11 protein-coding genes are annotated in these 12,727 nt (G+C 65.3%); 8 read left to right on the top strand and 3 right to left on the bottom strand.

Going from position 1 to position 12,727, the window contains the following annotated elements; translation table 11 throughout:
• Positions 1-8 precede the first annotated feature (8 nt).
• From ccmA to RBB16_RS12725, 7 genes are all read left to right on the top strand, one after another.
• Positions 9-644 (top strand): heme ABC exporter ATP-binding protein CcmA, encoded by a 636-nt coding sequence (gene ccmA, locus RBB16_RS12755; RefSeq protein WP_306046532.1) that lies wholly within the window; start codon positions 9-11, stop codon positions 642-644.
• Positions 641-1,297 carry a heme exporter protein CcmB gene (gene ccmB, locus RBB16_RS12750; protein WP_306046531.1) on the top strand — a complete coding sequence of 219 codons (657 nt, stop codon included), beginning with the start codon at positions 641-643 and terminating at the stop codon, positions 1,295-1,297. The genes ccmA and ccmB overlap by 4 nt, the downstream gene beginning before the upstream one ends.
• Before the next feature lie 56 nt (positions 1,298-1,353).
• On the top strand, positions 1,354-2,082 hold the full coding sequence (locus RBB16_RS12745) for a heme ABC transporter permease (protein ID WP_306046530.1): 729 nt from the start codon (positions 1,354-1,356) through the stop codon (positions 2,080-2,082).
• A complete protein-coding gene (gene ccmD, locus RBB16_RS12740) occupies positions 2,082-2,237 on the top strand; it encodes a heme exporter protein CcmD (RefSeq protein WP_321184859.1) in 156 nt (51 codons plus the stop codon). The genes RBB16_RS12745 and ccmD overlap by 1 nt, the downstream gene beginning before the upstream one ends.
• Positions 2,234-2,812, top strand: coding sequence for a DsbE family thiol:disulfide interchange protein (locus tag RBB16_RS12735; RefSeq protein ID WP_306046529.1), 579 nt, complete (start codon positions 2,234-2,236; stop codon positions 2,810-2,812). The genes ccmD and RBB16_RS12735 overlap by 4 nt, the downstream gene beginning before the upstream one ends.
• A gap of 230 nt (positions 2,813-3,042) precedes the next feature.
• Complete coding sequence (locus tag RBB16_RS12730; RefSeq protein WP_306046528.1) at positions 3,043-4,335, top strand: O-acetylhomoserine aminocarboxypropyltransferase/cysteine synthase; 1,293 nt, start codon at positions 3,043-3,045, stop codon at positions 4,333-4,335.
• 362 nt (positions 4,336-4,697) lie between these two features.
• A complete protein-coding gene (locus RBB16_RS12725; RefSeq protein WP_306046527.1) occupies positions 4,698-8,006 on the top strand; it encodes a hypothetical protein in 3,309 nt (1,102 codons plus the stop codon).
• Between the two features lie 12 nt (positions 8,007-8,018).
• Here the strand turns inward: RBB16_RS12725 and mgtE are convergent, their stop codons facing one another.
• Positions 8,019-9,407 carry a magnesium transporter gene (gene mgtE, locus RBB16_RS12720; protein ID WP_306046526.1) on the bottom strand — a complete coding sequence of 463 codons (1,389 nt, stop codon included), beginning with the start codon at positions 9,405-9,407 and terminating at the stop codon, positions 8,019-8,021.
• Positions 9,408-9,501: 94 nt separating this feature from the next.
• Here mgtE and guaD point away from each other — a divergent pair, with 94 nt between their 5' ends.
• Complete coding sequence (gene guaD / locus RBB16_RS12715) at positions 9,502-10,782, top strand: guanine deaminase (protein ID WP_306046525.1); 1,281 nt, start codon at positions 9,502-9,504, stop codon at positions 10,780-10,782.
• A 30-nt stretch (positions 10,783-10,812) separates the two neighbouring features.
• Here guaD and RBB16_RS12710 read toward each other — a convergent pair whose 3' ends face one another.
• On the bottom strand, positions 10,813-11,292 hold the full coding sequence (locus RBB16_RS12710; protein WP_306046524.1) for a CAP domain-containing protein: 480 nt from the start codon (positions 11,290-11,292) through the stop codon (positions 10,813-10,815).
• Between the two features lie 38 nt (positions 11,293-11,330).
• Positions 11,331-12,662: an 8-oxoguanine deaminase gene (locus RBB16_RS12705; protein ID WP_306046523.1), complete on the bottom strand. Its 1,332-nt coding sequence runs from the start codon at positions 12,660-12,662 to the stop codon at positions 11,331-11,333.
• Between the last annotated feature and the right edge of the window lie 65 nt (positions 12,663-12,727).

Below are 12,727 nucleotides of genomic sequence, written 5' to 3'. Positions count from 1 at the left end.
CTGAGGGCATGAGTCTGAGCGTCCATTCCCTGTCCTGCGCCCGTGGCGGCATACAGGTGCTGACCGGTGTCGGCTTTGCCGTCGCACCCGGCGAGGCGCTGATCCTGCGCGGCCCAAACGGCGCTGGCAAGACGACGCTGTTGCGCACCCTGGCCGGGCTGACCCCGCCCTTGGAAGGCCGCATCGACGCGCCCGATGACGGGATCGCCTATGCAGGCCATGCCGACGGGCTGAAGGCGCAATTGTCGGTGGCGGAGAACCTGCGTTTCTGGGCCGGGGTGTTCGGTGCCACCGGCATTGACGCAGCGGTAGAGGCCTTTGATCTGGGTGACCTGCTGGACCGCCGCGCGGGGAACCTCTCTGCGGGGCAAAAACGCCGTCTGTCGCTGGCGCGGTTGCTGGTCACCGGGCGGCCCGTCTGGTGCCTCGATGAGCCCACAGTGTCGCTGGATGTCGAAAATGTCGCCCGCTTCGCCCGCGCGGTCGAGGCGCATCTGTCAAACGGCGGCAGCGCCGTCATTGCCACCCATATCGACCTTGGCCTTCCAACCGCTCGCAGCCTCGACATCAGCCCCTTCACCCGGCGCAACCGGCCGGTGCAAGCGGATGAAGCCGACCCCTTCCTGTCGGAGGGCGCGCTGTGATCGGACTTCTTATACGAGATCTTCGGCTTGCGATCCGCGCAGGCGGCGGGTTCGGGCTTGGCCTCGCCTTCTTCCTCATTGTCACCGTCCTGATGCCCTTCGGCATCGGCCCCGAAACCGGCATGATCACCCGCATCGCGCCGGGCATCCTCTGGATCGGGGCTTTGCTGGCCTGCCTGCTGTCGCTCGACCGGATCTTCGCGCTGGATTGGGAAGACGGCTCTCTGGAACTCCTTGCCACCTCGCCCCTGCCGCTGGAGGCCGTTGCGGGCATCAAGGCGCTGGCCCACTGGATCACCACCGGCCTGCCTCTGGTCGCCGCCGCGCCGGTGCTGGCGATCCTGCTGAACCTTCCCCCCGAAGGGTTCCCCTGGCTCATCGCATCATTGGCGCTCGGCACCCCGGCCCTGTCAGCCATCGGCACGTTTGGCGCGGCCCTGACCGTGGGTCTGAAACGCGGCGGACTTCTTCTATCCCTTCTTGTATTGCCGCTTTACGTTCCCACCCTTCTGTTCGGGGCCGAAGCCGCCCGCCGGGGGGCCGAAGGCATGGATGCGCTGACACCCCTTGCCTTGCTGGCTGGAATCACCTTTTTGACCGCCGCCGCCATGCCTTTTGCCGCCGCTGCCGCCCTCCGCGTCAATCTGCGCTAGGGGCGCGGCAACCGAACCCATTGTTAGCGCAACAATCGCACCGTAAGTTCCGCCCCATGTCGATCTGGGAATATGCAAATCCTCGCAAATTCATGGCCACCTCGGGCGCGCTTCTGCCTTGGGTGTCTGTCATTGCGGCCATTCTGGTCGTGGGTGGCCTGATCTGGGGCTTCTTCTTCACCCCCGACGATTTCCGCCAGGGATCGACCGTCAAGATCATCTATATCCATGTGCCCGCTGCGATCATGGGGTCGAGCGCGTGGTTCATGATGCTGGTGACCTCGCTCATCTGGCTCATTCGCCGCCACCATGTCAGCGCCCTGGCCGCCAAGGCCGCAGCGCCCGTGGGCATGGTCTTCACCCTTATCGGGTTGATCACCGGGGCGATCTGGGGCCAGCCGATGTGGGGCACCTGGTGGGAATGGGACCCGCGCCTGACGGCGTTCCTGATCCTCTTCCTGTTCTACCTGGGCTACATGGCCCTGTGGGAAGCGGTGGAGAACCCCGATGCGGCCGCCGACCTGACCAGCGTGCTGTGCCTTGTCGGCACGGTCTTTGCCGTGATCTCCCGCTATGCGCTTCTGTTCTGGAACCAGGGGCTTCATCAGGGCGCGTCGCTGTCGATGGACGCCGAAGAGAACGTGGCCGATGTCTTTGCCTATCCGCTCTGGACCTGCATCATCGGCTTCGTGTTCCTGTTCGTGGCACTGGTGCTCTTCCGCACCAGAACCGAAATCCGCGCCCGCCGCCTGCGCGCGCTCATTCAGCGCGAAAGGATCGCCTGATGCCTGATCTGGGTCGCTACGCCACCGAGGTTCTCTCCGCCTATGCCGGGACGCTGGTGCTGCTGGCGCTGCTGATCGCGGCCTCGGTCTGGAAGGCCCGCAAGGTCCTGCGCCAGCTGCGCGAGGCCGAAAACCGCAGGGATAGCTCCGCATGAAATTCAACTGGCTTATGGTGCTGCCGCTGGTCCTGACCCTCGGCTTTTTCGGGGTGGCCGCCACGCAGCTGATGAACAATCAGGACGATCAGGCGCAGGGGGTGGATACCGACTCGCTGCCCTCGACCCGCGAGGGCAACCCGGCCCCGCCGCTCGACCTTGGCCCACTGGCCCAGTTCGAGGAGCTGTCGGATGACGACCTTCGCGGCAATGGGTTGATCATCCTGAATTTCTGGGCCAGCTGGTGCCCCCCCTGCCGGGCCGAACACCCGACGCTGACCGCGCTGGCCGAGGCGGGCAATCCGCTCTTTGGCATCAATTACCGCGATCAGCCGTCGCTGGCACTGTCCTTCCTTGAAGACCTCGGCAACCCTTATGACCGCATCGGCGCCGACCCCGAGGCCCGCAATGGCCGCGATTGGGGCGTGGTGGCGATGCCCGAGACATTCTTCATCAATAACGAAGGCGTGGTCGTCCTGCATTTCCGCGGCCCCATCGTCCAACGCAGCCTGCGCAACCAGGTGATTCCGGCCCTCGCCGAGGCGGGGTATGAGTTGCAACTGCCCGAAGAATAGGGCGGGGAAAGGCGTTTCGAAACGCCTTTTTTGAAGGGCTTTCGAAAGCCCTTGGACCGCGCGGACCTCAAGCCTGGGAACGACGTCCCGTTTATCGCGTTGATCGAGGACGCCCGATCTCGGATGCCCCGCGCGTTCATGACATTTGTTCTTCACTCATCGGAGTGGTTGTTCGCCCATCCCCCTTCGCCTAATGATTGCGGGATTTCTGCTTTTTGGGAGGTTTCACCATGTCAGACGGCCCCAGCTACGGCTTCGATACGCTTCAGATCCACGCAGGCGCCCGGCCCGATCCGGCCACCGGTGCGCGGCAGACGCCGATCTACCAGACCACGGCCTATGTCTTCCGCGATGCGGAACATGCCGCCGCGCTCTTCAACCTGCAGGAAGTGGGCTACATCTATTCTCGCCTGACGAACCCCACCGTCGCCGTTCTGCAGGAACGTATCGCGACGCTGGAGGGCGGTGTTGGCGCGGTGTGCTGTTCCTCGGGTCACGCGGCGCAGATCATGGCGCTCTTCCCGCTGATGCAACCCGGTTGCAACGTGGTGGCCTCGACCCGGCTCTATGGCGGCACGGTCACCCAGTTCAGCCAGACCATCAAGCGCTTCGGCTGGTCCGCAAAGTTTGTCGATTTCGACGATCTGGACGCGGTGCGCGATGCCATTGACGACAATACCCGCGCGGTCTTCGGTGAATCCATCGCCAACCCGGGCGGCTACATCACCGATATCCGCGCTATTGCCGATATCGCCGATGCGGCCGGTGTGCCGCTCATCATCGACAACACCTCGGCCACGCCCTACCTGTGCAACCCGATCTCGCTCGGGGCGACTTTGGTCGTGCATTCGACCACCAAATACCTGACCGGCAACGGCACTGTCACCGGTGGCTGCATCGTCGACTCGGGCCAGTTCGACTGGTCCGCCTCCGACAAGTTCCCGTCGCTGTCGCAGCCCGAGCCCGCCTATCACGGGCTGAAATTCCACGAGACCTTCGGGCCGCTGGCCTTCACCTTCCATTCCATCGCCATCGGTCTGCGCGATCTGGGCATGACCATGAACCCGCAAGCGGCGCATTACACGCTGATGGGAATCGAGACGCTGTCGCTGCGCATGGAACGTCACGTGGAGAACGCGATGACCGTCGCCACCTGGCTGGAGAACGATCCGCGCGTCGACTACGTGACCTATGCGGGTCTGGACTCTTCGCCCTATTCGGCGCGCATTCCGGCGGTCTGCCCCAAGGGGGCGGGTGCCCTGTTCACCTTCGCGGTGAAGGGCGGCTACGAGGCCTGCGTGAAGCTGGTCGATAGCCTGGAGATCTTCAGCCATGTCGCCAATCTGGGCGATACAAGGTCGCTGATCATCCATTCGGCCTCGACCACGCACCGGCAGCTGACGCCGGAGCAGCAGGAGGCGGCGGGGGCCGCGCCCAATGTGGTGCGCGTGTCGATCGGGATCGAGAATGCCGAGGATCTGATCGCCGATCTGGATCAGGCGCTGGCCAGGGCGACGGCCTGAGCGGAGAGGGTGGAGGGGGCTCTGCCCCCGTCGCCTTGCGGCGACTCCCCCGAGGTATTTTTGCCAAGATGAAAGAGAGGGCGCGCGCGTTAAGGTTAACGGTGCGCCCTTTACATTTCGGAAACCGGGGTAACGGGTGGGTTTGGCCTGCCCAGAAGGGCGGAATGTCCGGATTTTCGGGGCAGGTGAGCCTATCTGTTAACTTTCCTTTGATCTTATGCGTGAACAGCTTAGGATGAATTCCGCCCACCCGCCCATGGCGCGCGGGCATCGGGTTTTGCTTGCGCACGTTCTGCGATACAGAGCGAGGGTTAGGCAGGGGGCCCGGTAAACATTGCGGCCCCGATCTTCAGAGGACCTGAATGGCACCAAATTTCGCGCTGTTCCTTTCGCCCGAGGGCATTGCCCTGGCGCATCGTCAGCCCGGGGGCCACTGGGCCGTTCTGGGCGATACCGCTTTGGATGTACCCGATCTGGGGGCGTCCCTTCTGGTCCTGCGCAAACTGGCAGAGCAGCGGGCAGGCAAGGATTTCGAAACGCTTCTGATCCTGCCCGATGATCAGATCCTCTATACCTCGCTGACCGCCCCCGGCCCGGATGAGGAGGACCGGCTGGATCAGATCCGCGCCGGGCTTGACGGGCTGACGCCCTACCCTGTCGACGATCTCGTTTTCGACTGGTTCCCGCTGGAGGATGGCCGCGTCAAGCTGGCCGTCGTCGCCAAGGAAACGCTGGAAGAGGCCCGTGAATTCGCGACCGGTCACGGATTCGCGCCTGCGGGCTTCGGCGCGCGGCCGCTGGACAACCGCTATCGCGGCGTGGCGCATTTCGACCGTTCGATCGACTGGACCGCCGATATCGCCGATATCGAGTTCGGTCATGATACCTGGCACAACCCCCGCAAGGCTGCGGACGCGTCGGAAGAGCCCGCCGATACGGAGATTTCGCCGGACGCGGGGTCGGACGCTCCGGCCACGGCAGCCCCCCAGAACGATGAGAGCGGTGAGGCCGACGCAGCGGCAGCCCCTGTTGCGCCCGACCCGGACGCCGCGCCCGCTATCCCGGAGCCCGGTGAAGAGCCTCCCGAGGGTGCAGCCCCCCCTGATCATCCGAATGAAGACCGGCAAGCGGCCGGACCGGAACAGCCCGAGACACCCGATGTTTCCGGGTCTCTTGCTGAACCGGCGCAGCCCACGCCGCTGGAACTGGAAAGCGACGCCGCCGCGGAAGAAGAAACCGCGCCCGACCACGCCCCACCCGGAGATGATGAGACCTCCGACAGCGGCCCGGCCCCGGACCTGGACCCATCCCCGACGGCGGAAGCGTTGCAGATGCCAGCCGGGTTCGGATCGCGGCGCAAACATGCCGAGCCGGAGGCGGCGGGCAGTCTGGTTCGGACCCGCAAGTCGCGCTTTGGCCCCGGTGCGGAGACGGCTGCCGATGCGGCTACCGCCAAGGAACCCGCCCTGCCGCGTGAGCGCAGGGACGAAGCCGAAGGAAAGACGGAACCGGTGTTCGGCCGGGCTGCGCGCAAGGCTGGCAAACAGACGGAGGCCGCGACGCCCGGCGCTGCGGACGATGCGAAACAGGCCCCGGCGCGCCCCCCTCGTGCAGGACCGGAGCCGCAGTTGCCGCCTCTGGCACGACTGAAGTCGCAGATTGCCTCCCGCACCCCCGATGACGCGCCCGCCCCCGGCCATAATCCCTTTGCCGGACCGCCGCCGAGCCTGCGCGGCGACAAGACCTCGCTGAAGGACCGGATGGCCGGGATCGGGCGCCAGTTGACCGAAGGCACGGGAAAGGCGCGGGATGCGGCCTCGGGCCTGACCGGGCGTCTGTCCGGCGGACGTTCGTCCATTGGCAATCGGCTCCGCGCGCTTGGCAAGGGCGAGGCGGAAGATGCTGCACCGCTTGCGCCCGCGACGGACGGGGCGGATGCGGCGGATGGGGCGGCAGAAGCGCCGACGCCGCAGACCAAGCCGGACAAGACGACTGATCTGGCGCCCCCCGCAGCAGATCCGAAACCCCGCAAGGGTCTGGGCAAGTTTGGCCGAAAGAAGAAACCGGAGCCCGCCGCCACCGCACAAACCATGGCTGCGACCGACACGATTGCGCCGCCGCCGCCCGAAGACACGCCGCGCCGTCGCTTCTCGCCGCCCAAACGCAATCGGAATGCCCCGAAGATCGCCGATGCGGATGCCCCGATCATGGGCGGTCTGCTGGCGCGTGGCTCGGTGGCCACAGGCCGCAACGGGCCCTCGGTCAAGACCGGTCTGATCCTGACGCTGATCCTGCTGGCGGTGCTGGGGCTGGTGGGGATCTGGGCGGCGTTTTACCTGCCTGAAACCGCGCTTGGCCGCTGGATGGGCATGGGCAGCGAAGATGAAATCATCATCGCCGAAACTGAACCCGAGGTCCTGGATACACCGCTGCTGGCGACGCCCTCGCCCTCTGCCGAGGATGCGCCCGAGGTCATGGCAAGCCTGGCGCCAGAGGACGCGCCAAACCCGCCGGTGGTGGCCCCCGTAGCGCCGGAACTGCTGCCCGATATCGATGCCGAAGATCTCGATCTTGGCCCGGCGCCCGTCGCCTCTCCGGTGATCGACCCCGAAACCGTGCTGCCCTCGGAAGAGGAGAACGCCAATTTCTATGCCCGCACCGGCATCTGGCAGCGCCCTCCGGTCATCACCCTGCCCGATCCTGAACCCGTGCTGGAAGAACTGATCTTCGCCGGTCTGGATCCGGCGGTGGCCGCCCATGACGCCTATGCACTGCCGGTGCCCGATTTCCGGCCCTCGCGCGACATGCCCACGGCCCCCGCCGATTCCGGCCTGTCCGGGCCGCTTCTGGCACTCGACCCCGAAACCATGGTCGAGCCGACGCCAGACGGGGCCATGACCCCCTATGGCATTCTCGTCTATGCTGGCAGCCCCCCTGTCAGCGCCGTGCCGCGCCCCCGTGATGCGCCGGAAGTTCTGGCCGCCGCCGCCGCGGAATCGGTGGCCGCGCTGGAGGACGCCACCGAGCCCGACCCAGAGGACGCGGACACCATCCCGCCCGGTGCGGTCGATACCGCCCTGCTGGAGGCGTTCCGCCCCGAAGCCCGCCCCGATGACCTACAGGAACAGCGTGAACGTGCGGTTCTTGGCGGCATCACCTTCGACGAGCTGGCCGCCATCCGGCCAGAGAGCCGTCCCCTGTCGCTTCAGGAAGAGGCCGCCGCAGCGGCCGAAGAAGCGGCAGCGGACGCCTCTCCGGGCGATCTGGCTTCGGCCAGCGAGCTTGCGGTGGCCGTGTCCTTCCTGCCCAATCAGCGGCCCGCCAATATCGACACGCTGGTCGAACAGGCGCGCGCGGCGGGCAATAGCGGCCCCGCGCCGCCGGTGGCCGCCAGCACCTCGGACACGATCGAGCCCGACATCCCCAGTTCCGCCTCGGTCACCCGCGCGGCGGCAGAGGATGGCAGCATCAACCTGCGCAATCTCAACCTTATCGGCGTCAGCGGCGCATCCGGGTCGCGCCGGGCGCTGGTGCGCCTGCCCTCTGGTCGTTTCGTGACCGTGGAAGTCGGCGACCGGCTGGATGGCGGTCAGGTCGCCGCCATCGGCGAAAGCTCTTTGCAATATGTGAAGCGTGGCCGCACCATCACGTTGCAGGTGCCTGCGGGCTGATCCGCCAACGGCTTACAGAAGCACCACCGCCGCCAGCCCCAGAAACGCGAAGAAGCCAACCACATCGGTCACGGTCGTCACGAAAGCGCCAGAGGCCAGGGCCGGGTCGATATCCAGCTTGTCCAGCGCCACCGGGATCAGGATGCCCGCCAACCCCGCGATCACCAGGTTGATCACCATGGCGACCGCGATAACCCCGCCAAGCGCCGCCGATCCGAACCAGAACAGCCCAACAGCCCCCATGACCACGGCGAAGATCACCCCGTTGATCAGGCCCACCCCGGCCTCTCTCATCACAACGCGCATCAGGTTCGACCCGGTCAGGTCGCGTGTTGCGATGGCGCGCACCGCAACCGTCAGGCTCTGCGTGCCCGCATTGCCCCCCATCGAGGCCACGATGGGCATCAGCACCGCCAGCGCCACGAATTGCGCGATCGTATCCTCGAACTGCGCAATGACCAGCGAGGCAAAGATCGCCGTGATCAGGTTGACGAACAGCCAGGGAAAGCGCTGACGCGTGGTATCCAGCACCCTGTCCGACAGGCTGCCCTCACCGACACCGGCCAGTCGCAGGATGTCCTCCTCGGCCTCGTCTTCCAACACGATCATGGCATCATCAATGGTGATGACCCCGACAAGCCGTCCGTCATCGTCAACCACGGGCGCGGAAATCAGGTGATACTGGTTGAACGCATAGGCCACATCGGCCTCTGGCTGGCTGACCGGGATCAGCACGAAGGTGTCCTCGACAATGTCGCGCAGCGCCACCTTGCGTTGTGTCGACAAAAGCCGCCCGAGGGTCACGTTGCCCACGGGTTTCATGCGCGGATCGACAAGGATCAGGTGATAGAACTGTTCCGGCAGCTCGGTCGTTTCGGCGCGCAGAAAGTCGATGGCTTCGCCCACGGTCCAGAATTCCGGCACCCGCACGACCTCGCGCTGCATCAGGCGGCCTGCGGAATATTCCGGGTAGGTCAGCGCCTCTTCGACCGCGGCCCGGTCGGCATCGTCCAGCGCACCCAGAATCGCCGCCTGCTGGTCCGCGTCTTCAAGGTCTTCCAGCAGGTCGACGACGTCGTCGCTTTCCATGTCCCGCACGGCCTCGGCCAGAAGCGGCGCTGGCAGCAGGTCGATCACATCCTCTCGGATGCCTTCGTCAAGCTCCGACAGAACCTCGCCGTCGATCCCCTCGCTCCAGAACAGAAGCAGCGCTTCCCGTTCCGAATGGGACATCTGTTCCAGAAGGTCGGCGATGTCGGCAGGGTGCAGCGGCTCAAAGAGCGCGGCGATCCGGTCCGGGTCCTGGGCCTCTATCGCATCCAGAACATCGTCATAGAGGGAGGCATCCAACGCATAGGCGTCCTCCGGCAGGTCCGATTTCTGGATTTCGTCCTTCGCCATTCGCCCCCGCCTTGAAAGTCTTTAACGCTTTTTCGGATAACATACCCCTGCGCCCTTGGATATGACAGGGACCGGGCCGGGAAAAGGACAGATTATGACAGACACACTCCTTCTTGGGCAGCTTCTGCGGTTTGACGCCGATCCTTTCGTGGCCGGGGTGGACGCCGCCCGCCATGACAGCCGCGGCGCGGTTCTGATCCGGGATGGCAAGATCGCCGATCTGGGTCAGGCCGACGACCTGCGTGCCGCGCATCCCGGCGCGGATGTCGTGGATCACGGTCAGGGGCTGATCCTGCCCGGTTTCGTCGATGCCCATGCCCATTACCCGCAGACGGCGATGATCGCCTCCTGGGGCAAGCGGCTGATCGACTGGCTGAACACCTATACCTTCCCCGAGGAAATGCGCTTTGCCGATCCCGCCTATGCGGCGGAGATCGCGGCGCGCTATTTCGACCTGACCCTGTCGAACGGCACCACCACGGTCGCCAGCTACTGCACCATCCATCCCGAAAGCGTGGACGCCTATTTTGAGGCGGCGCAGCGGCGCGGCCTTCGGGCGCTGGCAGGCAAGACCTGCATGGATCGCAACGCGCCCGAGGGTCTGCGTGATTCGGCGCAGGCGGCCTATGACGACAGCAAGGCCCTGCTGGAAAAATGGCACGGGGTGGACCGGTTGGGCTATGTCATCACGCCCCGCTTTTCACCCACATCGACGCCCGATCAGCTGTCCGCCCTTGGCGCGCTATGGGCGGAACACCCCGATTGCCTGATGCAGACCCATCTGAGCGAACAGACCGACGAGATCGAATGGGTCAAGGGGCTCTACCCCGAGGCGCGCGATTACCTCGATACCTACGAGGCGCATGGCTTGCTTGGCGCGGGCGGGCTTTATGGCCACGCGATCCATCTGGAAGAGCGGGAGATCGACCGGCTGCGAGAGGTTGGCGCGGCGCTGATCCATTGCCCGACCTCGAACACGTTCATAGGCTCGGGGCTCTTTGATATGGGCCTCGCGGGTGGTCCGATCCGGGTCGGGCTGGCGACAGATACCGGGGGCGGGTCGAGCTTCTCGATGCTGCGTACCATGGCCGCCGCCTATGAGATCGGCCAGCTTCGGGGCCGCGCCCTGCATCCGGCTGAACTGATCTGGCTGGCCACCGAAGGCTCTGCCCGTGCGCTCCGGATTGACGATAAGGTCGGTCGTGTGGCCGTCGGGATGGAGGCTGATCTGGTGGTGCTCGACCTCGCCTCGACCCCCGCCATCTCGCAGCGATCCGCGCGCGCAGACACGATCTGGGAGGCGCTCTTCCCCACCATCATGATGGGCGATGACCGCGCGATTGCAGAGGTTCGGGTCGCGGGCCGCAAGGTCTGAGCGGCCCGTTTTTAAAGATTCGGCCGTGGCCTAGCAGGGCCGCGCCAGCACCATCACCCAATGATCGCCCGCCCGGGCGAAACCGAACTGCTCCGCACGCGGGTGCAGGATATTGGCGCGGTGGCCGGAGGACGCCATCCAGTCGCCCATGACAGCCGCTTCGCTGGTCTGGCCCATGGCGATGTTTTCGGCGGACAGGCAGGCATCGTAGCCAGCCGACGCCATGCGCGCGTGCACATTGGACCCGTTCGAGCCGCGATGGCCGAAGAAGCCGCCTTGCACCTGGTCCTGCGCATGCATCATGGCGACCCGATCCAACTGCCGAGAGCGCGTAACCGGGGCAAGCCCTGCCGTTCCGCGCTGCTGATTCATCATCGTCACAACGCCCCCGTGGGAGCCGAGTGGCGCACTGACCGGCACCGCCCGCGTGGCCGAGGGCGCGGTCGTACCGCCCATGCAGCCCGCCGTCATCAGGGCCGCCGCCAGAAGGGACACAATCTGTAAACGCATGGTCGCTATCCTGTTCCGCCCCCACGGCTATCAGAGACTCACATCGCAAGGGCCAAGGCAAGCTTGCGTTGCTTTTCCATAAGAACAGGTAAATCCACGCTCAAAAGTGTTCCCATTGAGACGATTTTGCGACCTTCCACGAAAAGATCTCGGGTTTTCATCGGACCCGCCAGCAGAATCGCCGCCATGTCCCAACTGCCCGCGGCCTCCACACCGGTCATGTCCCAGATCGCGATATCGGCGCGTTTGCCGACAGCGATCTGGCCGCAATCCGGGCGCCCCAGCACCTCGGCCCCGCCCCGCGTGGCGATGCGCAGCGCCTCGCGCGCGCTCATCGCATCGGCCCCCTGCGAGACCCGCTGCAGCAGCATCGCCTGACGCGCCTCGGCCACCAGATTTCCCGAATCGTTCGAGGCAGAGCCATCGACGCCGAGCCCCACTTTCACACCGGCGTCACGCATCCTGCGCAGCGGTGCGATGCCCGACCCGAGCCGACAGTTCGAACAGGGGCAATGGGCCACGCCGGTTCCCGTTTTCGCAAACAGATCAATCTCTTGCCCGTCGAGCTTCACGCAATGGGCATGCCAGACATCCTCCCCTGTCCAGCCCAGATCCTCGGCGTACTGACCGGGTCGGCAGCCGAATTTCTCCAGGCTGTAAGCAATATCTTCATCATTTTCAGCCAGATGGGTGTGCAGCATCACCCCCTTGTCGCGGGCCAGCAGCGCCGCATCCCGCATCAGCTCGCAACTGACAGAGAAAGGAGAACAGGGCGCGATCCCGACCCGGCACATGGAGCCTTCGGCCGGATCGTGGAAGGCGTCGACGACACGGATACAATCCTCCAGAATGGCGCTTTCGCGTTCCACCAGGCTGTCGGGCGGCAGACCGCCATCGCTTTCCCCGATGCTCATCGCCCCTCGGGTCGGGTGAAACCGCATGCCGATCTCGGCGGCAGCCGCGATGGTGTCATCCAGCCGCGCGCCATTGGGATAGAGATAGAGGTGGTCAGAGGTCAGAGTGCATCCCGACAGCGCCAGTTCCGCCAGCCCGGTCTGGGCAGAGACGAACATCTCTTCCGGGCCAAAACGCGACCAGATCGGGTAGAGCGTCTTCAACCAGCCAAAGAGCAGCGCATCCTGCGCGGCGGGCACGGCGCGGGTCAGGCTTTGATACAGGTGATGATGGGTATTCACGAGGCCGGGGGTGACGAGGCAGTGCTCGGCATTGTGGATCTCTCCACCCTCCAGCCCATGGCCGATCTCGGCAATGACGCCGCCCCGAATGCGAATATCCGCGCCCTCAAGTTCGGTGCCTGCGTCATCCATGGTCAGGATATGGGACGCGTTTTTGATGATGATATCTGTCATGTCAGCCCTCAAGGTTCCGAAGCCCGTTTCGGTAAGAGGATCAGGGCGGGCCGACAGAAGACGGG

Origin of the sequence: Nioella sp. MMSF_3534 (assembly GCF_030732985.1) — a bacterium.
Lineage (GTDB): Bacteria > Pseudomonadota > Alphaproteobacteria > Rhodobacterales > Rhodobacteraceae > Nioella.
The sequence above is the reverse complement of the archived record's forward strand: the minus strand, read 5'-3'. Positions and strand labels throughout refer to the sequence as shown.

Excerpts from the sequence above, each read along its gene's own strand:
- RBB16_RS12710 (WP_306046524.1), bottom strand. The coding sequence starts at position 11,292 with ATGCGTTTACAGATTGTGTCCCTTCTGGCGGCGGCCCTGATGACGGCG.
- guaD (WP_306046525.1), top strand. The coding sequence starts at position 9,502 with ATGACAGACACACTCCTTCTTGGGCAGCTTCTGCGGTTTGACGCCGAT.
- mgtE (WP_306046526.1), bottom strand. The coding sequence starts at position 9,407 with ATGGCGAAGGACGAAATCCAGAAATCGGACCTGCCGGAGGACGCCTAT.
- RBB16_RS12705 (WP_306046523.1), bottom strand. The coding sequence starts at position 12,662 with ATGACAGATATCATCATCAAAAACGCGTCCCATATCCTGACCATGGAT.
- RBB16_RS12730 (WP_306046528.1), top strand. The coding sequence starts at position 3,043 with ATGTCAGACGGCCCCAGCTACGGCTTCGATACGCTTCAGATCCACGCA.
- RBB16_RS12745 (WP_306046530.1), top strand. The coding sequence starts at position 1,354 with ATGTCGATCTGGGAATATGCAAATCCTCGCAAATTCATGGCCACCTCG.
- RBB16_RS12725 (WP_306046527.1), top strand. The coding sequence starts at position 4,698 with ATGGCACCAAATTTCGCGCTGTTCCTTTCGCCCGAGGGCATTGCCCTG.
- ccmA (WP_306046532.1), top strand. The coding sequence starts at position 9 with ATGAGTCTGAGCGTCCATTCCCTGTCCTGCGCCCGTGGCGGCATACAG.
- RBB16_RS12735 (WP_306046529.1), top strand. The coding sequence starts at position 2,234 with ATGAAATTCAACTGGCTTATGGTGCTGCCGCTGGTCCTGACCCTCGGC.
- ccmD (WP_321184859.1), top strand. The coding sequence starts at position 2,082 with ATGCCTGATCTGGGTCGCTACGCCACCGAGGTTCTCTCCGCCTATGCC.